This is a genomic window from Citricoccus sp. SGAir0253, from assembly GCF_005877055.1.
Classification (GTDB): Bacteria; Actinomycetota; Actinomycetes; order Actinomycetales; family Micrococcaceae; genus Citricoccus.
In genome coordinates, this window is record NZ_CP039425.1 from 1 (window position 1) to 24,441 (window position 24,441).

Consider the following 24,441-nt stretch of genomic DNA (forward strand, 5'->3'; position numbering starts at 1 on the left):
GTGGCGGCACTATCGCTTCAGCGGGCACAGCAGACTTTCACCGAACGGTTCGCCGTCTCCGGACGGATGGCTGCGGAGAGCCGCCGGTCCGTGCCGGGCGGCTACAGCCGGAACTCCTTCAACTTCGGCCCTCATGCGGTGTTCGTGACCAAGGGGGAGGGAGCTTACATCGAGACGGTTGACGGGCACCGCCTCCTGGACCTGAACAACAACTACACCGTCAATGTCCTGGGGCACGATCACCCTGCCCTGACATCTGCCCTGGTGGAGGCCATTCCAGCGGGGGTCTCCTTCGGCAATCCGGGCGCCCAGGAGGGCGAACTGGCCCGAATGCTCATCGAGCGGATCCCCTCGGTCGAGAAGGTGCAGTTCTCCTGCTCCGCCACCGAGTCCTGCATGACGGCCGTCCGACTGGCACGGGCGACCACGGGGCGTACCCGGATCGCCAAGTTCGAAGGCGGATATCACGGCTTCAGCGATGTCCTGCAGATCTCCGCCCACCCCACACCGGAGAACGGCGGCTCGCCCGAGGCTCCGGTGGCCGTGCCGGACAGCGGTGGCATCCCCGCCGCGACGACGGACCAGGTCCTGGTGCTGACCCAGAACGACCTGCCCGGCACGGAAGCCCTCTTGCGGGCTCACGGCGGAGAGCTGGCCTGCCTGATCATGGAGCTGCAGAGCGGGGCCGGTGGCATGGTGGCGCTGGATCAGGACTTTGTGCAGATGCTGCGTGATGTCACCCGGGAACTGGGGATCGTGCTGATCTTCGACGAGACCATCAGCCTGCGGGCCGGTTACCAGGGGCTGCAGGGACTCTACGGGATCACCCCCGACCTGACCGTGATGGGCAAGATCATCGGTGGTGGCCTGCCGCTTGGCGCGGTGGGCGGCAGTGCCGAGATCATGAATGCCCTGGAGGACGGGCGGGTCTCCGTCTCGGGGACCCACCATGGGCACAAGCTCTCCGTAGTGGCCGGGGCCGCGTGCCTGGGCGAGCTCACGGAGGATGCCTATGCCACGCTCAACGGACATGCCCAGCGGATCGCCGCGGAGCTCAACGAGTGGAGCCAGGCACGCAACAGCCCGTTCCGGATCCACGGCCGGGGCTTCTCCCACCTGGGCTACGCCTACATGACCTCACCCGGCGAGGCCGTGCGGACTCACCGTGACTACTGGCGCATCGTCGACGGCGATACGACGCAGACGATCTCCCTCGAACTGGCCAACCGGGGGTACTTCCCCGTCCACCGGGGAGAGATGTCATTGTCCTTGGCCATGACCGCGCAGGACATCACCGGACTGATCGAGACCCTGAAGTCCATCGTCAGGGACATTGAATCTGAGGGTGCGATGACAGCCGACCTACCGGTCGCCCAGACTGTCTAAGCCTCGATCGGGACCATCTTGCAGGATCTCCAACATGCCTCATCAAGGCACAGTTTCATGAGACACCGGTCGGGGCGGTTGGCGTCCCGGCCGGAAACCTTGTCAGTGAAGACTCGGTCCAGGGCCTGGTCCTCGAGCTGGCGCTGTTCGTTCTACTCCAGCGTGCTGACCCGCACATACCCGATCCGCTGACCCGCCACCGGGACCTCCAACCCTGGAACTGTCAGGTTGAAATCTGAGACCCGGGGCCCAAGGTGTCAAGTAATGCAAAATCAGACCCTATCTTGACGCGGGTCGAAATGGTCGCCTGACGTCAGGTTGGGGTGTACCCCAACCTGACTTTCATTGTCGCTCTCAGAAGTCGACGGCACGGATGTCAGAAGAGTGTGAATCGCAGCGCTAATTGGCCGTGTTCTGACAGCGCTATTTGTCACCTACTGATGCCCGTAAGTCGATCATTCGCGAATTGTCTATTTCAACGGCGTCCAGCCCACGGGTAGCGGGCCGTCGAGCATTGCACGCTGACGGTCGGCGCGCTCCGACCACCCCTGTCCGCCGTCGGCGAGTTCGTGCTCAGCTACAGCTCCGCGAGCTACACGAAAGCCGACATCGTCCACTGTGGCATCCGGTGCATTCCCTCTGCGAACACCCACCCGGCAACTCCATTGTGGGTCTGCCCAACCGCCGCCTTTGAGTACTCTGTAGTCGCCGTATCGTGCAGGGTCGAGGCGGTCCCAGCACCACTCCCAGACGTTGCCGAGCGTGTCGAAGAGTCCGTATGCATTAGCGTCTTTGCTTGCAGAAGGCTGCGGGCCGGTCGTGCCGTCCTCCTCTGTCCAAGCGATCTGATCGAGCGGACCGTGGCGGGGCCCTATAGAGCCGCCCATGCTGCCGTGAACCCATTCGGCTTCGGTGGGCAGCCGATACCCCTCGGCCCGCGGATTCCAGTGAACAGTGTCACTGCCGATGAGGTAGGCGGGCTGCAATCCCTCGTGCTTGGATACACTGTTGCACCATGCGACGGCCTCTCGCCACGTCACACCGGACGCGGGCAAAGAGCGATCGTCGGGAGCTGTTTCTGTGTTCCGTCCAGCCATGAGATCGGTCTCGCTGACAGCAACTGTGCTCAGCCAGAATGAGACGAGGGCGACGTGCCTCTCGGTCCCGCGTCGCGCGTCTGTGAGACGAACCTGACCGCCGGGGATATGAGAGAACCGCACAGAATGAGCCTAGGTCAGGTCTTCATGCGATTCCAGGCGTCAGCGGGCGAAGGTTAGCTACGCGAGTAAAAGAGCGGAACATCGTGACATCTATCATCTGTGCATTGCAGCGACAAGTGGCGATGTTCTGGCGGAGCTAAATGACGGCATCGAAGTCATGTGGCTCGATCGAGGTTGTCGGGTCGGTCAGGCTCCGGGTGATCGACGGGTTGACCGGTCTCGGGTGGGTGTTCCACTTCCTTGGAACTGGAACCTTGCCCCAAGGCAATGTCCGAGTGTGGCTTTCGAGAGACGGCGGCATTCTTGCAGATCTCGTTGGGCGGCACCCCTATCCACGGAGAAGTGTCCATGCGGGCCTGTAAGCCCGATTACGTCAAGTAGAGCATGACATGTTCGCAATCGGCGCGAATCTGTCTGTCCGGTCTCAGTATTGTTGGCAAGAATCTCAATAGACATGGCAATTGGTGGATTCCTGGCCTCTGTCTCACCGCACTTGGCAACGCTATTGGTTGAGTCGCCTTGGGTGCAGCGGACAGAGGCATCTCACGACGAACTGACATGTACGGGTTTGCCAACTCAAATGAGACGGTTGGAGCGCAATTTGTCGCAATGAGATTGGCAAATCCCCTGGTCGACGTTGCCAACCTCATTGAGACCGGACACTGCCAGCCAGGACGACTCCCCGTGATGGAGGCCGTGCATCCGGTTTCCGAGGACGCCCTCGATCGTCCATGGCGGCCGGGCTCTGCACGAGTCGACATCAGACCCCGCCCCGACCTGGACTGGCTTGATGTTCTCACCGGCATTCGCGTCCCTTGCGAAGTTTTCGCAGATTATGCGAACGGCACTGCCGGAGCCGGAAGCCTTTGACCAGCCCCGCAGCCGGATAGCCAGCGGAATACGCCGGTCCCGAATACGCCAGGCCAACAGTAGAGATGAACGCGCTTGAGGGGCGTCATCTGGGGGATGGGCCTGGTTCTGATGGGTACCATCGCCACCACTGAAGGCTTCTTCGGCCCATGGTCATGGACTCCGCTGAGCAGGCCACTGGGGAGTCATTGAACGGACCGTGATTGCCACCGCCCCCCTCACGGTGGGTCTGATTGCTGTGCCCTTACTGGACCTCGGGGGGCTCCAGAGCCAGTCGACTGCGCCTGAGGCGCCATTTGACGAGATGGGTCAGTAGATTTCGAGGAGAGCATGATGCAGGCCCTTGTTCGGATTTCCCACGCTCCGCGCGACGTCGAAGTCGTGGACGTGCGCGAGCGGCAGCCCGGCCCGGGAGAGGTCCGGGTGGCCGTGTCGCTGTGCGGTCTGTGCGGCTCGGATGCGCACGTCTACCGCGCCGATGCAGGTTATGAATGGGTTGCGCCGGCCACCGTACTCGGGCATGAGGCGGTGGGCGTCGTCACCGCGGTCGGCAGCGGAACACCTGACTGGCTGGCAGCGGGTCTGCGGGTGGTGCCGATGTCTTTGACCGGTTGCGGCGCCTGCAGCACCTGCGCAGGCGGGCTGCCGCAGGTCTGCCCGCAGCGCCGGACGCTGGGTCTGAGCGTGCCCGGGGCGGCCGCGGGCAGTTGCATCGTTCCTTGGCACTGCCTGGTTCCAGTTCCCGATGCACTGCCGGATGCGACGGCGGTCCTGACCGAACCTGCGTCGGTCGCGTGGCGCGCGGCGGTCAGCATTGGAAGCGCCGGTCAGGACGATCGCGTGGTCGTGTCCGGCACCGGCGCCATCGGGTTGCTCGCGGCCCTGGCCGCGCAGCACCAGGGCGCGGACGTGACGTTACTGGGCCGCGCCGGCCCTTCAGCCGCAGCCAAAATGGCATTGGCAGACCGGCTGGGCCTGTCCATTACTTCATCCCGGCCGGCCCCGCAATCGGTGGACCTTTGGATCGAAGCATCCGGCTCATCTGCCCAATTGGACGCTGGAGTCGAGGCTCTGCGACCCGGTGGCAGGCTCGTCCCCGTTGCCCTGTATGCGCAGCATCCGGACTTCGATGTCAACCGGGCCGTGCGCAAGGAAATCGCTGTGCTGTTCAGCTATGCCTCCACACGCACGGACTACGAACAGACTCTGCGGTTCCTCGTATCCCGGCAGCTATTGGGCGAGGAACTCGTCAGCGTCTTTCGTATGTCCGAGGCGACCGAAGCACTCCGGCTCACTGCAGAGGGAGGTCGGACGTCTGACGGTCGTCCCCTGATCAAGGCTGCCATCGCCCCCGCACTCCCCTGACCCTCCAATGGTCCGGTAACGCGCCGGGTGCCCGCTGGCGGGGCCACCCAGTAGCGGCTCATCAGTGGCGACAGATCATGCCCTGGCGGTGGCCTCTGGAACATTGGTTCGGCCCCTGGAGGCGCCGTGAGGCGCTGGGAACAATTGGGGACGATTCTGCCTGGGGGGCGTCCGGTTCATCGCCCCCTCGTGCGGGTCCCCTCCCTGGCTGCCGGTTGGCTTGATCGACGCTTCCGCTTTACCCCCGACTCCAGGTCGACGAGGTCAATCGCGGCGTACCTTCGAGCGGCCTTCCCCAGCGTTTCCAGACGAATGGATCCCAAATAGGGGGTATATGGCCATAAAATCGAATTTGGACTTGCCATTGGATCCAACTGGTGTCACGCTGTTGTGATACATCTCACCGAGCAGACTCGAGTCTGAGGGGAACCCATGAGCTATCAAGCGCCGGATACGGCCGTCGTCGCGAGTGCGTCCAAGAAGAAGTCAATGATTGCCGCCACGGCGGGCAACATTCTGGAGTGGTACGAGTGGAGCGCCTACGCGGTGTTCGCCCCGTTCATTGCCCAGGTGGTCTTCGAGCCGAGTTCCACGGCCGCCGGAATCTTGGCCACCTTCGGTGTCTTCGCCGTCAGTTTCCTTTTCCGTCCCCTCGGCGGCATCCTCTTCGGTTGGCTGGCAGATCGTAAGGGGCGTAAGTTCGTCCTGATCTTTACGATGCTGATGATGTCTGCTGGCAGTCTCATCATCGGGATCATGCCGACTTACCACGCCGTTGGTGTGTGGTCGGCCGTGATCTTGTTGGCGGCCCGGGTCATTCAGGGATTCGCCCATGGCGGGGAGTCGGCCACCTCGACCACCTACGTGGCGGAGATCGCCCCGAGCGCGCGTCGAGGGCTGTGGTCCTCCGTGGTGCATATCGCGATCGTCGGCGGCTCGGTCCTGGCGTACGGGCTCGGGGCGGTGATCACCACCACCTTCGGTGATCAGGCCGTGCTCGACTGGGCCTGGCGTGTTCCGTTCCTGATTGGTGCCGTGGCTGCACTGGGAGTGCTCTACCTGCGCAGGCACATGGATGAATCAGATGTCTTCGAGGAAGATGCCGCCGTCAGCAAGACCTCCGCAGATCCGGGCTCCGAAGCCGTGGCCTCGATGGGGTCCGCTCCGGTCGCGGCCGCCGTTCCCGTCTGGGGCCGGTGGCGCACCATTCGTGTGGCCGTGCGCATGATCCTCTTTACCGCCGGGATCACCGCCGTGCACTACACGTGGAGCAGCTACATCTCCACCTACGCCATCTCCTCCCAGGGCATGGATCCCAGCACGGCCTACTGGGTGAGCCTGGTGGCCCAGTGCATCGTCCTGGTCAGCCTGCCGCTGTTCGGCATGCTCTCCGACCGCATCGGACGCCGGCCCCAGATACTCTTCTTTGCCGTGGCCTCGGCCATCCTGGTGATGCCACTGACCGCGATGGTCGGTGATGTCTGGTGGACCCTGCTGGTACCTCAAACCGTGGCGCTGTGCCTGTGGGCGTTGGCGTCGTCGATCTTCGCTGCCATGCAGGCGGAGAACTTCCCGACCCACATGCGCACCCGGGGCATCGGCTTCGCCTACTCGATGGGCGTAGCGGTCTTCGGTGGCACAGCCCCCTATCTGAACCAGTTGTTCGTGGGCTGGGGCACCGAATGGGTCTTCCACGTCTACATCATGGTGCTCTGCCTGTTCACCCTCATCACCACCTTGATGATGCGAGAGACCCGCGGCATCGACCTGCGCGACGTCGATGCCGTGCCGGCAAACCACGCGCCGGCGCCTGCGGGAACCGAGCGGGAGATCGACCTCAGCGTCTGAGCCCGGCACGAAAGCGGGGCGGGGACCGATCGGTCCCCGCCCCGCTTTCGTGCTTCCGGGTGTGCCTCGGGCCTCTACGGCTTCCAGAGCAACACCGCAGCGTCTGCCTCGTAGGCCTTGCCCTGCGGAAAGGACACCAGCTCGAACTGCATGCCCCACGGGGAGAGGAAGTACACCCACCGCTGCCCGGCGCTGGCCCCCGAGCTGGCGGTCGGCTCTCCCAGGACCTGGATGCCACGGTCCTTCAGGTACGCCACGGCCTCCTCGAGGTCCTCGACGTAGAAGGCGATGTGATGGCCGCCGACGTCACTGTTGCGCGGCTGCTCGAGGCGCTGGTCGGGGGCCTCGTAGTGGAACACCTCGAAGTTGGCCCCGTTGAAACACCGGTAGAAGCGGATTTGCTGCATCACCGCCTCCGGGTGAAGGTTGAGCTTCGTGCTCATCAGCTCCGGATTCCGGGGATAGGGCCCCAGGGAGTAGACGTGGTCGCAACCGATGACCTCGACCAGGAACTCGTGGGCCTGGTCGATGTCGGGCACGGTGAAACCGATGTGGTCCGTGCCGGTGATGCCCGGTAGGCCGCGCCGCATCGTCTGCGCTGGCGTGTGGGTCGTCTCGCTCATGGTCTGTCCTCCATCGAGGTGGGCTTAGCGGTCAAAGATTTCGGGGTGGTTGAGCAAGGACAGCCGGGTCTTGCGGATGTGCATCCCCAACAGCTCCTCGGCGGACCTACGGTCTCGATGCTGGATGGTGGCCACCAACAGGCGGTGCTCGAGGTGGGTCTCCCCCAGCCCTTCGGACCCGATCAACTGGACGTAGGCGCGGCGGTAGTGCTGAGTGGTGTTCCACAGCCGCTCGACCATCTCCAGCAAGGTGGACATGCCGGCAGCCTGAAAGCTGAGCAGGTGGAACTGGCGGTCCAGTTCAACAAAATCATCCACCGCCTCCGCGCTCTCCATCTGGATGGTCAACGCGCCCAGCTGCTCGATGGTCTCCGGAGTGATCTGCTCGATGGCCTGACCCAAGGCCAGGGGCTCAACCCGTTCACGGATCAAGTAGGTCTCCTGGCACTCGGCCAAGTTCATCGAGCTCACCCACGCACCAGTGGAGGCCACCAGCGTCACCAGACCGTGGGATTCCAGGATGCGCAGCGCCTCCCGGATCGGCAGCCGGCTCACGCCGAACTCCTCGGCGATCTGCTCCTGACGGATCCGTGTCCCCGGTGCGAGCTCCCCGGCCAGCACGCGCCGCCTCAACTCATCGGCGATGCGCTGGCTGGCCGCACCGGACTTCTTCAACATCACAGCTCCTGTCGTCATGGATCCCTCCAGCATAGAAACGCACCGAATGGATCCTTTCGCGAGAGAAACGACGCGTTTACCGCGCCTTCCGGCTTGTATTGGATCCAATCTACCAGTAGTGTGAGGCGAAGCACATCCATTTCCACCACTTTTACGCGCCACGGGGAGCCCCTATGTCCACGAGCACGCCACTGACCTACTCGACGGAGTGCACCGAGCTGCGCACGACGCGGGATGATTGGGACGCCGCGGCGCCCGAACTGCTCGAATCCATGCTGGTGCAGATGCACACGGTGCGGATCTTCGAGGAGGTCGTGTTGCAGTTGGCCGGGGAAGGGGTGGTCCACGGACCGGCCCACTCCAGCATCGGCCAGGAGGCAGCGGCGGTCGGCTCCGTGCTGGCCCTGCGCGCGGCCGACGGGGTCAACGGCACCCACCGCGGCCATCACCAGTTCCTGGCCAAGGGCCTGTCCTTCCTGCGCCCGGAGGGCATGAGCATCGTGGACGGCGTCAAGGACGATCAGATCGTCGAGTTCATCCACCGCACCATGTCCGAGATCCTGGGACTGAAGGCCGGGTTCAGCGGAGGTCGCGGCGGGTCGATGCACCTGCAGTGGCTGGAGGCCGGGGCGCTGGGCACCAATGCCATCGTGGGCGGAGGGGTGCCCCTGGCGGCGGGCAACGCCTGGGCCCAGCGCCATGACGCCGAAGTCGTCAAGGGCTCCGGGGCTGCGCAGGACATGGGGGTGACGGTCACCTACTTCGGGGACGGGGCCTCCAATATCGGCTCCACCCTGGAGACCTTCAACCTGGCGGCGGCCTGGGATCTGCCGCTGTGCTTCTTCATCGAGAACAACCTCTACGCGGTGTCCACCCACGTCTCCGACGTCACCGGCGATCCCCGGCTGGCCGCCCGCGGCCCCGGCTTCGGAATCCGCTCCTGGCGGGTGGACGGCATGGACCCGCTGGCGGTGTACCTGGCGCAGCGGGCGGCCGTGGAGCACATGCGCGCCGGCAAGGGCGCCACCCTCATCGAGGCCGAGACCTACCGCTACTTCCACCAGAACGGCCCCTTCCCCGGCAGCGCTTTCGGCTACCGCAGCAAGGAAGAGGAGAAGCAGTGGCGTGATCGGGATCCGCTGCGCAAGGTCGCCGAGGAGATGATGCGTCGGGAGCTGCTCACCGAGGACCAGCTGGAGGACCTGCGCGCCCGGATCACCGCGGTCATCACCCAGGTCGTCGAGGGCATCACCGAGAAGGACCCGGCCAGCGCCAAGGGGGCCCGCCGCATCCGTCCGGCACTGTGGCCGGACCCGGCCACCGTCGATGAGGGCCTGCGGATGGATCCGGTCCTCTGCGGGGATGTCCTCGAGGACAGCGCCCAACCCGCCACGACGCAGCGCCGCTTCGTCGATGCCATCGCCGATGTCCTGGACCGCCGGATGGCCACCGACCCGGGCGTCGTGATCCTCGGAGAGGACGTGCACCGGCTCAAGGGCGGCACCAACGGCGCCACCCGCGGGCTCAAGGATTCCTACCCCGACCGGGTGCTCGGCACCCCGATCAGCGAGAACGCCTTCGCGGGCCTGGGCGGCGGGCTGTCCATGACCGGACGCTACAAGCCGATCGTGGAGTTCATGTACTCGGACTTCCTGTGGGTGGCCGCCGACCAGATCTTCAACCAGATCGGCAAGGCCCGCCACATGTTCGGAGGCCAGTCCGGCATGCCCGTGGTGCTGCGCTCCAAGGTCGCCATGGGTGCCGGCTACGGTTCCCAGCACTCCATGGACCCGGCCGGGATCTTCGCCACCAACCCGGGATGGCGCATCGTCGCCCCCGCCACCCCGCGGGACTACATCGGGCTGATGAACACCGCCCTGGACCTGCAGGACCCCGTCTTGGTGCTCGAGCACGTGGACCTCTACGCGGTCAAGGGCGAGATCCCCGCGGAGGACCTGGACTACCGGCTACCCGTCGGCAAGGCCGCCGTGCGTCGCGCCGGTGAGGACGTCACCGTGCTGAGCTACCTCAACATGGTGGACCTCTCGCTGCAGGCCGCCGAGCAGCGCGCCGACCTGGATGCCGAGGTCATCGACCTGCGTTGGCTCGACCGGGCCTCCCTGGACTGGGACACCATTGGCGCCTCGATCACCAAGACCAACAACGTCCTGATCGTGGAGCAGGGCGCCTCGGGAACCTCCTACGGCGGGTGGCTGGCCGATGAGATCCAGCGCCGGTACTTCGACCACCTCGACCAGCCGATCCAGCGCGTCACCGGACACGAGGCCGCCCCCAGCATCTCCAAGGTCCTGGAGGCCGCGGCCAACGCCGACCTGGACGACGTCCTGGCCGGCTTCGACGAAGTCGCCCGCCACCTCGGCCTTTCCTGACCCCGCCCCCGCGAAGGACGAAACCCACCATGGCAACCCTCATCACCATGCCGGCCGTCGTGGCCGACGCCACTGAAGCCGCCCTGCAGAACTGGCTGGTCTCCGTCGGGGACCTCATCGCCTCCGGTCAGCCCATCGCCGAGATCGAGACCGAGAAGGCCACCGTGGAGCTGGAGGCCGAAGCCGCCGGTACCGTCGGTCGGCTGCTCATCGACCCGGGCACCTCCGTGGCGGTCGGTGAACCCATCGCCGTGCTCGTCGACCCCGGCGAGGACGAGGCGGCCATCGATCGGCAGATCGCCTCCGCGGGCGGCGCCGCGGACAGCGCCGCCCAGCAGCCGGTACCCCAGGACACCGAGGCCCCCACCACCCACCGTGACACCCGCGACCAGGCCGTGGACAGCACCGCCAACCCGGCCCCCACCCCGGCATCCGGGGCTCGGGTCTTCAGCTCCCCGTTGGCACGCAAGCTGGCCAAGGACCTCGGCGTCGAAGTCACCGCCCTGAACGGCTCCGGGCCCAACGGGCGGATTCTGCGTCGGGACGTCGAAGCCGCCGCCGACCGGCAGGGTGCCCCCGACGTTCCGGCCACCGCCCCAGGCCCGGCCACGGGGGCGGCTGCCCCGGCCCCGACGCCCTCCCCCGTTCCGCCGGCGATCCCGGCCGAGGCAGACTTCCAGGATCTCCCGCTGTCCGGGATGCGCCGGGCCATCGCCCGCCGACTGACCGAGTCCAAGACCACGGTCCCCCACTTCTACGTCTCCATCGACGTGGAGATGGACGCCCTGCTGGCCCTGCGGCGCCAGGTCAACGACGCCCTGGCCGCGACCGAGCAGAAGGCCACCGTCAACGACCTGCTCCTCAAGGCCCTCGGCGGGGCGCTGGCCGAAGTGCCCGCGGCCAACGCGACCTGGCAGGGCGAGAGCATTCGCCGCTACACCAGCGTGGACGTCTCCGTGGCCATCGCCACCGAGGACGGGCTGCTGACCCCCGTGGTCCGCGGGCTTCAGAGTCTCTCCCTCAGCTCCCTGTGCCGGACCATGACCGACTACAAGGAACGGGCCGGCACCGGCCAGATCCGGCAACGGGAACTGGAAGGAGGCGCGTTCAGCCTGACCAACCTGGGCATGTACGGCACCCGGGAGTTCTCCGCGATCCTCAACCCACCCCAGGCCGGGATCCTGGCCGTCGGCGCCGCCGAACCCCGCCCGGTGGTTCGCGCCGGAGAACTGGCCGTGGCCACCGTCATGAGCTGCACGCTCTCGGCCGATCACCGCGTGATCGACGGAGCCGTGGCCGCCCAGCTGCTGGCCGCCTTCAAACGGCGCATCGAACACCCCCTGAGCATCCTGCTCTGACCCGCGGCGGTCTTGCCCGCAGCTAACCGTTCACACCATGTGATCCCCAGGAGAGAACAATGACTGTCACCGAGAACCGACCCGTCATGGCCATCACCGGAGGCGCCTCCGGCATCGGTTTCGCCACGGCCCGGCTGTGGGTAGAACGCGGCGGAACCGCCGTGCTGCTGGACTTCAACGAGGCCGTACTGCAGGCGGGCCTGGAACAACTTGGTGAGCACGCCCGGGGCGTGGTCACCAACGTGACCGACCGGTCCAGCGTGGACGCCGCCTTCACCTCCATCCAGGAAACCGAGGGCCGGCTCGATGCCCTGGTCAACTGTGCCGGCAACTCCCGTCCGGTGCCCAGCGCGACCATGACCGACGAGGACTGGGAGGCGCTGATCGCCGTGCACCTGTCCGGGTCGATGCGTACCTGCCGGGCCGCCTATCCCCTGTTGGCCGCCCAGGACACCGGGGCGATCGTCAACCTGTCCTCGGTCGCCGGTAAGACCGGCATGCCCCAGCGCGCCAGCTACACCACCGCCAAGGCGGGATTGGACGGCCTCACCCGGACCCTGGCCGTGGAATGGGCCCAGGACGGTATCCGGGTCAATTCCGTCGGCCCCGGCTATACCCGCACACCGTTCACCGACCAGCTCATCACCGAAGGCAAGCTCGACCCCGCCCCCATCGAGGCGCGCGTGCCGATGCGGCGCTTCGCCGAACCGCAGGAGATCGCCGAGGCCATCGTGTTCCTGTGCGCTCCGGGCTCCTCCTACATCACCGGCCACACCCTCATGGTCGACGGTGGTATGACCGTCGACGGCAACTGGTACCAGTGAAGAACCACCACCCCTGGCCCACGGAAAACGAGACCTCATGACTTACGACTTCTCGAACAAGACTGTGCTCATCACCGGCGCCGCCGGCGGCATCGGCAAAGAATGCGCCCGGCTGTTCTTCGGCGATGGCGCCCAGCTGATCCTCGTGGACCTGGACCCGAACGCACTGTGCGAAGTCGCGGACGCTCTGGGCGGACCCGAGCGGATCACGACCGTGGCCGGTGACCTCACCGACCACAACGTGCTCAACGAGGTGCGCGCCACCGTGGAAATCGCCGGCGGGCTGGACGCCCTGGTGCCGGCCGCCGGGATCTACCGGGACCGCGACGTCGAAAGCATGAGCTTGCAGGAATGGCGACAGACGATGTCGATCAATCTCGACTCCGTCTTCCAGCTCACCCAAGCAGTCTTGCCCCACCTGCACGATCACGGGGCCATCGTGAACTTCGCCTCCCTGGCCGGATCCCGCGGCAGCCGCAACCACGCCCACTACGCCGCCACCAAGGCCGCCCTGGTGGCCTTTGGCCGCAGCCTCGCCCTGGAGATCGGGCATCGCGGCATCCGCGTCAACGCCGTGGCCCCAGGCATCATCCGCACCCAGATGACCGACACCCTCGTGACGACCAACGGCGAACTCCTCCTGCAGCAGACCCCGCTGGGACGGCACGGAACGGCCCGGGAGGTAGCCACCGTCGTGACCTTCCTGTGCTCGGACGCAGCGTCCTTCGTCAACGGGGAACTGATCCAGGTCAACGGCGGCCTCTACATGGCCGGCTGACGACCATCCATCTCGGTAGCCACGCTCGACAACGGGGTCACAACTCCTCGAACACCCCCGCAGCCTGGGCCCTCACCCCACACCCCCGAGAAAGGCCGAAGCTAACACTGAAACGCCTCAGTACCTGCGGCAGTGACTGCATTCTCGCAACCCGTATTGATCATCTTGATCATCACCGACGCTCTTCACGAAAGGATCGTCATGACCTCACAGACCCCAGCTGCGCCCCCCGCAGCCCTCGCGCCAGAGGCGGGACAACTCAAAAACGCCCGCAATGCCGCTGCCTCGGGCTTTGTCGGCACCACGCTCGAGTACTACGACTTCTACATCTTCGCGACGGCAGCCGCACTGTACCTGCAGCCGCTCTTCTTCCCCGCTGAAGGTGGCGCCGGCCAGATCCTTGCCCTCGCCACGGTCGGTGTTTCCTACGTCACGCGTCCTCTCGGCGCGATCATGTGGGGATGGCTCGGCGATGTGGTCGGCCGTAAGAAGGCGCTGATGGCATGCATCGTGCTCATGGGCGTGGCAACGTTCATCATCGGCCTTGTCCCCACCTACGAAACCATCGGGCTCTGGGCCCCGATCATCATTGTCCTGATGCGCCTGTTCCAGGGCCTTTCGGCAGGTGGTGAATCGCCGGGCTCGGCCTCGCTATCGATGGAGACAGCCCCAGATCACCGGCGTGGCTTCTACGCCAGCTGGACGATCGCAGGCGCCACCGCTGGCCTCGTGCTCTCCTCGGCCATCTTCATCCCACTGAACCTGTTGCCCGAAGAATTCATGATGAGCTTCGGCTGGCGTATCCCCTTCCTGCTCAGCATCCTCGTGACCGTCGTAACGGTCTTCATGCGGGCACGACTACAAGAGCCTGAGGTCTTCGAAGAAGTCAAGGAACATCGTGAGACTGTCAAGGTCCCGCTTTTCTACCTGTTGAAGAACTACCCGTTGCAGATGCTGCGAGTGGCCGGCATGGCACTGTTCCTGCTGATGGTGGGCCTGTTCAGCACTTTCTCCCTTGCCTACGGCACCCAGGTCGCGGGCATCTCCAACAGCGAGATGCTCGCCCTGATCACGGTGTCCAACTTGGGCACTCTCGTGATGGTTCCCATCCTTGGACATCTCTCCGACAAGGTTGGACGCAAGCCAGTGTTCATCAGCGGTTGTATCGGGATGATCGTGTTAGTCATCGCGTATTTCGGGGCGCTTGCCCATGCCGGACCCGGCAACACCTGGCTGGTGTGGATCCTGGGCATTCTGCTGATGTCCTTCGCATACGCCGCAGCGAACGGCATCTATCCGGTCTACTTCCCGGAGCAGTTCCCCGCTCAGGTCAGGTACAGCGGGATGGCGATCAGCCTCATGCTCGGCCTGGTGATCGCAGGTTTCTCGCCCGCCATCGCCCAGACGATCAACGGAGAGACGAACAACTGGATCGGTGTCTCTCTCTTCGCAGCCGGAGGTATAGCCATCTCGGCCCTGTGTGCGCTGTTCAGCCCCGAGACCGCGAAGATTCCAACCGCCGATCTCGGAGCGAAGAAGAAGTAACAGCGTCAAGGGACACCAGAATCCTTGCCCACATAGATCCGGCTGGCCACCGCGATCGGGCTCATCGCCCACGCAGCAAGCGCCGGCGCCCCCGTGCCGGATGAGATCAAGACAGGATGTTAATAATCTGCAGTCCCTCACCGCATGGCATTGCCCCTGACGTGGAGCGGGTCTCATGGGGGTGCAGGCGATGACAGAGGGCCCCAGCCACCGCCTCGGCTGGGGCCCCGGCCGCATTCACAGCGGGATGGGCGCCCGTGGACTGGCAGACTGGCAGGGGCGCCCTCAGTACCGAAGGAGTCCGCCACGAACCGCTCGCCAGCACTGCGCCCCGCCCTGCCCTGGGTCATCGCGGGCATCGTCGTCCTCGCCCTGAACCTGCGCGCCCCGATCATCGCGCCGACCGCGGTGCTCGGGCCGATCCAGGCCGACACCTCGCTCAACGCCATCGGCGCCGGCCTGCTGACCGGCCTGCCGGTCCTGCTCTTCGCCCTGGCCACTCCGCTGGCCACCGGGTGGATCCGCCGCTTCGGCCCCGAGACGGTCGTGGTGCTGTGCCTGTCCGGCGTGCTCGCGGGCACCGTCATCCGGTCCACCGGACCGGCCTGGGTGGTGCTGGCCGGGACGGCGGTCATCGGCGTGGCGATCGCCCTGGGCAACATCGCCGTGCCGGTGATCATCCGACGGGACGTGCCCTGGCGCCAGGTGTCCCTGGCCACCGGCGCGTACTCGGCGGCCATGAACGTCGGTTCCATGATCACCCTGGTGGTCACCGCGCCGCTGGCCGAGGCCGTGGGCTGGCGCTGGGCGATCGCAGCCTGGGCAGTCGTCACCGCCGGCGGGCTGGCCTACTGGCTGTGGTGGTCCCGCCGCCTGCGCGCCCGCGCCAGCGCCGCCCCGGAACCCGGCCTCACCGACGACTCCCCGGACAGCTCCGCGGGCACCTGCGCGGACGGCGCCCAGGACACTCCGACGCCGGCAGGCACCTCCGCCACCGGTCCCGCCCCGGCCCCGGGGGCGGTTCCGGGCCCGGACCGCGGCCGGTCCCGCTTCCGGCTGATCATCGTCCTGCTTACCGTGGCCTTCTGCGGGCAGTCCGGGGCCTACTACGCCACCACGACCTGGCTGCCGACTCTGCTGAGCGATGCCATGGGGCTGGCGGCGGGAGCCTCGGGTGCCACGGCTTCGCTGTTCCAGGTCGCGGCGATCGTGGGGGCTTTCGGCCTGCCGGTGCTCTCGCTCCGGGCCCGCAGGCCCTGGGTCCCGGTGGCCGTGATGGGAGTGCTCTGGATCATCCTGCCGCTGGGCCTGCTGCTAGCCCCGGAGGCCTACGTGCTGTGGTCCATCATCGGCGGCATCGCCCAGGGCGGCGGGTTCACCGCCATCTTCTCCATCATCGCCCGGGTGGCCATCACCGACGCACAGGCCGCCTCCGGTTCGGCGTGGGTGCAGACCGGCGGCTACCTGGTCGCCACAATCACCCCGCCCCTGGCCGGTTGGCTGAACGCGACCTCCGGTGACTGGACCGCTCCCCTGCTGCTGGTGCTGGTCTTGGCCCTCATGTTCTGCACCGGCGGCCTCCTGGCCGCCCGGCTGGCCCAGCGACCAACGTGAGCCCGCCCGGCACGGGGCCTCAATGAGGGTGCTCGCCTGTGCGAGTGACTACTAGATCGGGCCGAGAGGACAGTCACAGGGCTCCCCGCGTCAAAGTCCACGGACGCCTCCTGAGTTCCGTGCCGCCGACTTTTGACCGACAGCGACCGTCCCGGTTCCTTGGAATTGGGACACTCCCCCACGTCGCGGACCGATGTCAGTTTCAGAAGCCGACGGCACTCCCAGGCCAGTGATCTTGCGGGTAGTGCCGTCGACTTCTGAACTCCGCCTGCTCAATAGTCCTATGCACTAACCGAGTTCTTGCTCAGCACTCCTGCTCTCGAAAGGGAGGCAGAAGCTATCGAGGCTGTCCACCAATTCCGGGACGAATCGTGAGGACCCTACGTCCCTGGGATTCCTTGTCACATTGACTAACCGCCTACCCCTCTAGGAGACGTAGAATAGATGACGGGTTATGTGACAACTTTCGTGAATTTCGGACAGTGCGGGTCTTCTGTCACGTAAACGTTCGAATAAATGACAGCGGAGGTGCACGGTGCTGGTCGGGTACATGCGAGTCTCGAAAGCGGACGGGTCCCAGGCCACGGACCTGCAACGCGATGCCCTGCTCGCCGCCGGCGTGAAGCCCAAGGCCCTGTACGAGGACAAGGCCTCCGGCAAGAGCGACGACCGGCCCCACCTGGCCGCCTGCCTGAAGGCGCTGCGGGACGGGGACACGCTGCTGGTGTGGAAGCTGGACCGGCTCGGCCGGGACCTGCGCCATCTGGTCAACGTCGTCCACGACCTGACCGAGCGGGGTGTGGGCCTGAAGGTGCTCACCGGCCAAGGCGCGGCCATCGACACCACCACCGCCTCCGGCAAGCTAGTCTTCGGGATCTTCGCCGCGTTGGCCGAGTTCGAACGCGAGCTGATCTCCGAACGCACCAAGGCCGGCCTGGCCGCGGCCCGGGCGCGGGGCCGCAAGGGCGGGCGGCCCTACAAGATGACCCCGGCCAAGATCCGCCTGGCGATGGCCTCGATGGGGAACAAGGACACCAACGTCAGCGCCCTGTGCAAGGAGCTGGGCATCACCCGGCAGACGCTCTATCGCCACGTCTCACCCACCGGTGAACTCCGCGAGGCCGGACAAAAGGTGTTGGCTCAGCGCCGATGACCACCGCGGAACACAGGCGGGAGGCCTGCCACGGGTGTTCCGTATGTCGCACCGTCGCGGGACGAAGCACTGGATGGCTCCTACGGGATGCCCCGCCAGACGTGCTTGAGTGTGCGCAGGTCAGAGGCGGGGTGTCCGGTGGGGGTTCCCCATACGGAAACGTCCCAGCCTATGGTCGAGGCCGCCATCAACCGATCGCAGCAGACTGCCATTTCGCGATCAGATCCACAGGGTAGAACGCCTTGCAGGGGACGTCGCTGTCCTGTGGATTCCTAGTGAAGTGCCGCGTCAGTGGGAGTCCAGCGTGCTGGAGGATGGCCGTAGGTGCGGGTGAATGCCCGGGTGAAGGTGGAGGCATCGCTGAAGCCGCTGTCACGGGCGATGGTGGCGATGGTCTGACCGGTGATGGTCCGATTGGCCAGCATTCGGGTGGCGTGATCGAGGCGGGCCTGCCGGAGGTAGGCCCCAGGGGTGATGCCGGCCGCAGTGAAGAGGGAGTGGAGCTTGCGCAGCGAGATGTGGTGAGTAGCGGCGAGTCGCTCCACGGAAAGGGCTGGGTCGGCCAAGTGAATTCGGATGTGCGCCTTGAGTCTTTCTAACAGCACTTGGTCGGCGTCCTGTCCTGTGGGGTACTGGGCGGCGAAGGATCGCAGGATCGTCGTGAGCAATTCCGTGCTGAAGGTGGCTAGGTCAGCTCGGACGGCTGGGGCCAGGGGGGTGTGCTCTTCGGCCAGTCCGCGGGCGTAGCCGGTGAAGGCGGGCATGCCCGGCACCGAGGGTTCGATGGTTCGTCCGAGCATCTCGGTGAGCACCCGGGGGTCCAGGTCCAGGTGTTGGCGCGATACCCGCAGCACGAGCAGGTCTTGATCGGGGTGCAGGTGGTCCAGTACGTAAGGGCGGTTGGTCTCATACAACGCGGCGCTGCCGGGTGTGAGGTGGGCAGTGCGCCCGTGCTGGTGGACCTGCCCGGTGGAGTGCAGTTGCAGGGACAGCAGCAGGTCGTCATGCTCGCTGCGGCGGGCCAGCTCCTCAGTGCGCTCGACGCGGACCGGGCCGGAACGGACCCGAGCGAATGAGACCTCCGGGGAGAGAGGCACAGCGTGTAGCGAGGCGCTGAAGTGCGGACCCTCGCTTAGGCATTTCAACGGGACGAAGGCCTCACTGGCCGCGGCCTGCCAGTCCCGCACGTCGGTGACGGCTACCTCGGTCATCGCGTCCTTTCAACACCTCGCCCATTGCCTTCGGAGGGGCGTTGGGCAGGAGTGCAGGAATCGTAACGCGGTGTGCAGAAAACGCCAACACATTCGTGTGACGCGCGCCATAACGTGGAGGGCATCTTCTTCAGATCCCGGTGTACATAAGGAGCAATCATGGGCGAGACAGTGCGTGTGGCAGCCGTTCAGGCTGAACCGGTCTGGTTGGACATGGAGGCCACGACGGATAAGACCATCCGCCTGATCGCCGAGGCTGCAACCGGCGGGGCGGACCTGATCGCCTTCCCGGAGACATGGATCCCGGGTTACCCGGTGTTCCTGTGGTCCTACCCGGTCTACGAGCAGATGCAGTTCGTGGCCCGGTACCACGCGAACTCTCCGGCCATCGACGGGCCACAGATCGCACGGATCCGTGAGGCCGCCCAGCAGCACTCGATCACCGTGGTGGTGGGCTTCAGCGAGAAGGACGCCGGGTCGCTGTACATGTCCCAGGCTGTCATCGGTCCCGGCGGAGACCTGGTCCTGCATCGCCGGAAGCTCAAGCCCACCCATGCCGAACGCACGCTCTTCGGTGAGGGCGACGGCAGTGACATCAAGGTCATCGACACCCCCCTGGGCCGGGTGGGGGCCCTGCAATGCTTCGAGCACCTCCAGCCGCTGACGAAGTACGCCATGTACGCCCAGAACGAGCAGATCCACGTGGCCGGCTGGCCCTGCCTGGGGATCCTGGGCAACGTACCGGCCCTGAGCCCGGAGTCGATCATGGCCTGCACCCAGACCTACGCCCTCGAAGGCAGTGCCTTCGTCGTCGCCGCCACCCAGATCATGTCCGACGACGGCGCCCGCAAGTTCCCGACCGCGGACGGCGGCCCCACCCCGGTCTACACCGGTGGAGGTGGTTATGCCCGCGTGTACGGTCCTCACTCCGCCATGATCACCCAGCCCCTGGATCCCACGGAAGAAGGCATCGTCTACGCCGACCTCGACTTGTCGGACATCGACCTGGCCAAGAACACCGTCGACCCCGCCGGTCACTACGCTCGGCCCGACGTCACGCGCCTGGTGTTCGATGACCGCCCCCGCAAACCGGTCATCACCCCCCGGGAGCAGGCCGCCGTCGAACTCGACAGCCTCGACTTCAATGGCCCAGTTGAGCTGGAGCCACAGGACCGTCTCCGGGAACCTGCACCCACCCAGCTTTAGACACGACCCTCCGGCCCCGCCCCGTGCCCTCGCACGACCTCTTGCCCGATGGCCAGCAGCGTCCGACACCCCACGGGGAAGCCTCATCGAGCTGCCCCTCATGCGTCAGGACCCCGACTGCTCTACGGCCCTCCGCTAGCTCCGCGAAAAGGACCCTCGCATATGTGCACTGACCACCCCAAGCCCGGCCTTGCCCCCTCCCGTCGGCAGACCCTGTTGGGCGGACTGGCCACCACCGCAGTCGCCGCCACCGCCCTGGCCACTGCTCCGGCCACCTCCGCTGCCCCTCGCAGCAAGAAGCGGGACATGGATTTCGCCCTGGTGCCGCTGGGCATCCAGGGTGGGCCGCCCCCGCACCCCAACCAGGCCGGAATCTCGACCGCCCTGGTGGTCAATGGAGACGTCTACCTCATTGACTGTGGCCGGGCCTCGCTGAGCCAGTTCGTCAATGCCGGGTTGCCGGTCCCGCGCCTACGGTCGATCTTCTTGACCCACCTGCACGCCGATCACTGCATCGACTTCGCCACGTACACACAACTGGCCGCCCAATTCCCAACGCAGTACACCTACAAGAACCCCATTCACGCCTACGGCCCCGGAACAGCCGGCAAGCCCACCGGGAAGCTCAAGGACGGTGACCAGTGGGCCAACGCAGGACAAGCCACCCCCGGCACCCGGGAGATGCTCGAGTTGCTCAATAATGCCTTCAGCGGATCGGCGAACTTTTTCTTGAAGGAACACTTCATCGGCGACCCCGCCAAGATGATCATCGCCCACGACATTGAGATACCCGCCGAGCTCAACGCTTCAGCCGATAACACCGCCCCGTCCGCACAGCCCTTCGAGGTCATGGCCGATGAGAACGTGCGTGTCACCGCCACCCTCGTGCCGCACGGAGCCGTCTACCCGGCCCTGGCCTACCGATTCGACACCGAGCACGGATCCGTGGTCTTCTCCGGGGACACCGCTCCCTCGGACAACCTCATCAGGCTTGCTCGCAACTGCGACATTCTTGTCCACGAGGCGGTAGAGCTAGAAGCCTCTGCGTCCCGCATGGGGTGGAACGAGACCACGATGAAGCACATGCGTGACGTCCATACCGACGTCAACGAGATTGGCCGGATAGCCAAGGAAGCCAACGCCGGCCACATTGTGCTGAGTCACCTCGTGCCGGACACCCTCTCCCACCAGGAATGGCAAGCTGCCCTGCGCAAGTCCGTCCGCCGCGCCAGCTACACCGGAAGGACTACTGTGGCCCAGGAACTCCGAGACGTCCCCCTCTGACCGGCCAGCGTTCTCATAGGACGGCGCTCAGCGTCCCCAGGTGTGGGCCAATTCTTTGATTCACGGACAGCGGCCTGCGGCAAATCCCACAGCCCATCCTGACAGGTTCAGCAGGCGGGACCGGTGGTGAAGCCCGCGTGATTCACAGGGTTGAAACGACGCTGTAGCGAGTGTGCCTGACCTGTCGACCAGCGGGTTATGAATCCACCTAGGCGACAGCGCACCTCAAGGCCGCGTAAAGCGTCTGACGGGACACGCCAAACCGCGCGGACACCTCCTCCGTGGGCAGGCTCAGGGGGACTGTAAGAAAAACGGTGTGTGAGGGTCCGGCCTGATCCGAAAGGAGACGGCCGTGACTGACACGACCGAGGCAACAGAGGCGATGATCGATCCCGTGACCGGAGAGATCATCGATCAGAAACAACTCGCCGAACAACTGCTCGCCCAGGCCAAGGAGCAAGGCGTGAGCCTGGTCGGCCCCGGCGGGCTGCTCAACCAGCTGACGAAGAACGTGCTGGAAACGGCGCTCGAGGCGGAGCTGACTGAGCACCTCGGCCACGAGCATGGTGAGGTGCCGATCGCGGAGAATATGCGCAACGGCACGAGATCGAAGACGGTGTTGACCGAGATCGGCCCCGTGCAGATCGAGGTGCCGCGGGATCGGGAGGGGTCCTTCGAGCCGGTGATCGTGCCCAAGCGCAAACGGCGCCTGGACGGGATCGACCAGATCGTGCTGTCCCTCTCGGCTCGGGGTTTGACGACCGGGGAGATCGCCGCGCACTTCGAGGAGGTCTACGGAGCCACCGTCTCCAAGGACACCATCTCCAGGATCACCGAGAAGGTCGCCGGGGAACTCGCGGAGTGGTCCGCCCGGCCGCTGGACTCGCTCTACCCGGTGATCTTCGTCGACGCCATTGTGGTCAAGGTCCGGGACGGTCAGGTGCGCAACACCCCGTTCTACGTGGTCATGGGCGTCACCACCAATGGAGAACGCGACATCCTCGGGATCTGGGCCGGTGACGGCGCCGAGGGCGCCCGGTTCTGGCTGCAGGTCTTCTCCGAACTGAAGAACCGGGGCGTGGAGGATGTGCTCATCGCCGTGTGCGATGGGCTCAAGGGCCTGCCGGAGGCGATCACGACCACCTGGGAGCGGACGGTGGTCCAGCAGTGCATCGTGCATCTGATCCGCAACAGCTTCCGCTACGCCGGCCGACAGCACCGCGACGGGATCGTCAAGGCCCTCAAGCCGGTCTACACCGCCCCGAGCGAGCAAGCGGCGAAGGACCGCTTCGCCGAGTTCAGGGACGAGTGGGGTCAGCGGTATCCGGCGATCGTGCAGCTCTGGGAGTCCTCGTGGGCGGAGTTCGTGCCGTTCCTGGAGTACGACGTGGAGATCCGCCGGGTGATCTGCACGACCAACGCGATCGAGTCGATCAACGCCCGCTACCGCCGGGCGGTCCGCGCCCGGGGCCACTTCCCGAACGAGGCAGCCGCCCTGAAGTGTCTGTATCTCGTCACCCGGTCCCTTGATCCCACCGGCGGCGGGAGGGCACGCTGGGTGATGAGGTGGAAGCCGGCGCTCAACGCCTTCGCGATCACCTTCGCCGGACGGTTCGAGAGAACCACTCACTGATGAAAACCGCCGGACCCCACACACCCTTTATCGGACAGTCCCGGCTCAGGTCAATCATGGTCTGGGCCTGCCCACGTCGGCCGCGCTGAGCTTGGGAGCCTGCACATACTTGCCCTTGTGTCGATTTCAATACTCGACGGCACGGAGGCCAGTAGTGCACTTCGCTGCCCGCACAGGTGGCGTGGACGCTGCGCCGTAAGGGGATCGGCAAGTGACCATCTTCGGTGAGATGCCGCGCATTTCGCCCAGCATGATCGGCTGACACGCGATGGTGGACCGGGGGCCGGGCGCGAGGAGCGTCACTGGGACGGTGACGGACTCTGGTCATCTTCACCTATAACGCGTCCTGGGAACGGACTGGCGCTCCGCGTACCTGCACTAGACCTTCAAGGTCGCCAAACGAGGATGTCGAGCAGTCTCAGATCGGTTAGCCGTGTCATGTCGCGGACGCGGTGCTGGACGGCTGGCTCGTGGTGTTCGTACCGGGCCAGGGCGTCGCGCAATCTCTCGATGGCACCGGATGAACGGGCAGCGAGTAGGTCGTCGCGCACTGCGATCCACCTGAGCTGGCTCTGTCGTAGCTCTGGGTGTCGAGCTGAGTGGGCACGGGCGGCCGCCCGGTACGCCTTCCACAGGCGAGAGTCCAAGAGCGGGAACACGGCGGGAAACTTCAGGTGTAGGACCTTAGAGACCTTCGCGAAGGAGATCCCGCGCGGCGCCGTCCGGGCGAAGTGCCAGTACAGGGCTGACATGTCGTCAAAGAGCTCACCGCGCGCTTCCGGGTCCGCGTCGGCTAGATCCGCATCTGTCGGGATCCAAGGGGCATCCGTGGCCCGAGTGATGAAATAGTCACCTTCGACGTGGGAAATCCTCGAGCTGACGTACCGAGTCCGCCTGATCTCCTCACGGGTGATCGTGCCGTGGTCACCGCGCGGCGGGTAGTCGAACCTGGCGGGCGTCTTGCGCGGATAGTCCGCGAAACGGTCGAGCGCTTGATCGATTCCATACTCGGTCTCTGCGACAGTGAAGACGGCAGTAATGGCCATGCCCGGACAGTATCAGGGGCCATGGTTAGGGGCTCCGGCTGCGGACGTCCGTTGTCACAAGACGTTTCTTGGGCTGCTTCCGGTCACCGCTGCTGATTCGGGCGGAGCCTGCGGTGGGTGCATGCCGTAAGCCGTACCGGTACAACACTCACCGATGCCACTCCGCGATCGGCAACATCTCGCCCAACGCCTCCGAGGCGACCAGGTCCGCTACCCTCGCGGAAGCGGCATAACCGAAATGACACCGTCCACGATTCGGGGCCAAGGCCCCAATCGAAGAGTTTCTAAGTTTGCATCAATAGCCGGCTGCGACTCGCAATGGACGGCTGAGGCGTGCGTCGCCCTATCGCACGTTGAGCGCCAATTCGGCGTTCTCTGTAGCGCCCCACTCAGTCGAGATGTGGGCGAC

The 24,441-nt window shown here is 65.6% G+C and carries 18 protein-coding genes and 1 pseudogene; 13 read left to right on the forward strand and 6 right to left on the reverse strand.

All coding sequences use genetic code 11. The features are described 5' to 3' along the window. Entirely contained in the window at window positions 1–1,386 is a 1,386-nt protein-coding gene (locus E7744_RS14585) for an aspartate aminotransferase family protein (protein WP_246858699.1), read from the forward strand. Between the two features lie 71 nt (window positions 1,387–1,457). Here the strand turns inward: E7744_RS14585 and E7744_RS16320 are convergent. Both E7744_RS16320 and E7744_RS14595 read right to left on the reverse strand, forming a co-directional pair. Further along, window positions 1,458–1,586 (reverse strand): annotated as a pseudogene (locus tag E7744_RS16320) (recombinase family protein); the annotation flags it as partial. 270 nt (window positions 1,587–1,856) lie between these two features. Continuing rightward, a complete protein-coding gene (locus E7744_RS14595; RefSeq protein WP_137775088.1) occupies window positions 1,857–2,483 on the reverse strand; it encodes an SUMF1/EgtB/PvdO family nonheme iron enzyme in 627 nt (208 codons plus the stop codon). A 1,323-nt stretch (window positions 2,484–3,806) separates the two neighbouring features. On the opposite strand from E7744_RS14595, the gene E7744_RS14600 reads away from it, so the two are divergent. Together E7744_RS14600 and E7744_RS14605 are read left to right on the forward strand one after the other, a co-directional pair. Next, on the forward strand, window positions 3,807–4,841 hold the full coding sequence (locus tag E7744_RS14600; protein ID WP_137775089.1) for a zinc-binding dehydrogenase: 1,035 nt from the start codon (window positions 3,807–3,809) through the stop codon (window positions 4,839–4,841). Between the two features lie 432 nt (window positions 4,842–5,273). Further along, complete coding sequence (locus tag E7744_RS14605; RefSeq protein ID WP_137775090.1) at window positions 5,274–6,689, forward strand: MFS transporter; 1,416 nt, start codon at window positions 5,274–5,276, stop codon at window positions 6,687–6,689. Window positions 6,690–6,763: 74 nt separating this feature from the next. Here E7744_RS14605 and E7744_RS14610 read toward each other — a convergent pair whose 3' ends face one another. Continuing rightward, the gene (locus tag E7744_RS14610) at window positions 6,764–7,312 is read right to left on the reverse strand and encodes a VOC family protein (protein WP_246858700.1); all 549 of its coding nucleotides are present in this window, start codon (window positions 7,310–7,312) and stop codon (window positions 6,764–6,766) included. A gap of 24 nt (window positions 7,313–7,336) precedes the next feature. Next, window positions 7,337–7,990 (reverse strand): GntR family transcriptional regulator, encoded by a 654-nt coding sequence (locus tag E7744_RS14615; protein WP_210417239.1) that lies wholly within the window; start codon window positions 7,988–7,990, stop codon window positions 7,337–7,339. A 173-nt stretch (window positions 7,991–8,163) separates the two neighbouring features. Here E7744_RS14615 and E7744_RS14620 point away from each other — a divergent pair, with 173 nt between their 5' ends. The 7 genes from E7744_RS14620 (at window position 8,164) to E7744_RS14650 (ending at window position 17,652) form a co-directional block, all read left to right on the forward strand. Then, entirely contained in the window at window positions 8,164–10,380 is a 2,217-nt protein-coding gene (locus E7744_RS14620) for a thiamine pyrophosphate-dependent enzyme (protein ID WP_137775092.1), read from the forward strand. 29 nt (window positions 10,381–10,409) lie between these two features. Then, on the forward strand, window positions 10,410–11,738 hold the full coding sequence (locus tag E7744_RS14625) for a dihydrolipoamide acetyltransferase family protein (protein WP_137775093.1): 1,329 nt from the start codon (window positions 10,410–10,412) through the stop codon (window positions 11,736–11,738). Window positions 11,739–11,797: 59 nt separating this feature from the next. After that, window positions 11,798–12,562, forward strand: coding sequence for an SDR family NAD(P)-dependent oxidoreductase (locus E7744_RS14630; RefSeq protein WP_137775094.1), 765 nt, complete (start codon window positions 11,798–11,800; stop codon window positions 12,560–12,562). A gap of 37 nt (window positions 12,563–12,599) precedes the next feature. Next, complete coding sequence (locus E7744_RS14635; RefSeq protein ID WP_137775095.1) at window positions 12,600–13,340, forward strand: SDR family NAD(P)-dependent oxidoreductase; 741 nt, start codon at window positions 12,600–12,602, stop codon at window positions 13,338–13,340. A 201-nt stretch (window positions 13,341–13,541) separates the two neighbouring features. Beyond that, window positions 13,542–14,885, forward strand: coding sequence for an MFS transporter (locus tag E7744_RS14640; RefSeq protein ID WP_137775096.1), 1,344 nt, complete (start codon window positions 13,542–13,544; stop codon window positions 14,883–14,885). A gap of 408 nt (window positions 14,886–15,293) precedes the next feature. Then, on the forward strand, window positions 15,294–16,499 hold the full coding sequence (locus E7744_RS14645; RefSeq protein ID WP_246858701.1) for an MFS transporter: 1,206 nt from the start codon (window positions 15,294–15,296) through the stop codon (window positions 16,497–16,499). Between the two features lie 550 nt (window positions 16,500–17,049). Further along, window positions 17,050–17,652, forward strand: coding sequence for a recombinase family protein (locus E7744_RS14650; protein ID WP_305764219.1), 603 nt, complete (start codon window positions 17,050–17,052; stop codon window positions 17,650–17,652). Window positions 17,653–17,924: 272 nt separating this feature from the next. On the opposite strand, the gene E7744_RS14655 is transcribed toward E7744_RS14650, so the two are convergent. Continuing rightward, the gene (locus E7744_RS14655; protein WP_137775098.1) at window positions 17,925–18,863 is read right to left on the reverse strand and encodes an AraC family transcriptional regulator; all 939 of its coding nucleotides are present in this window, start codon (window positions 18,861–18,863) and stop codon (window positions 17,925–17,927) included. A 159-nt stretch (window positions 18,864–19,022) separates the two neighbouring features. Between E7744_RS14655 and E7744_RS14660 the strand changes: the two genes are divergently transcribed. From E7744_RS14660 to E7744_RS14670, 3 genes are all read left to right on the forward strand, one after another. After that, a complete protein-coding gene (locus E7744_RS14660) occupies window positions 19,023–20,069 on the forward strand; it encodes a carbon-nitrogen hydrolase family protein (RefSeq protein WP_137775099.1) in 1,047 nt (348 codons plus the stop codon). Between the two features lie 306 nt (window positions 20,070–20,375). Next, window positions 20,376–21,353 (forward strand): MBL fold metallo-hydrolase, encoded by a 978-nt coding sequence (locus tag E7744_RS14665; protein ID WP_168199868.1) that lies wholly within the window; start codon window positions 20,376–20,378, stop codon window positions 21,351–21,353. A 382-nt stretch (window positions 21,354–21,735) separates the two neighbouring features. Continuing rightward, a complete protein-coding gene (locus E7744_RS14670; RefSeq protein WP_137774762.1) occupies window positions 21,736–22,986 on the forward strand; it encodes an IS256 family transposase in 1,251 nt (416 codons plus the stop codon). A gap of 386 nt (window positions 22,987–23,372) precedes the next feature. On the opposite strand, the gene E7744_RS14675 is transcribed toward E7744_RS14670, so the two are convergent. After that, complete coding sequence (locus E7744_RS14675) at window positions 23,373–24,032, reverse strand: DUF6308 family protein (protein ID WP_137775101.1); 660 nt, start codon at window positions 24,030–24,032, stop codon at window positions 23,373–23,375. Between the last annotated feature and the right edge of the window lie 409 nt (window positions 24,033–24,441).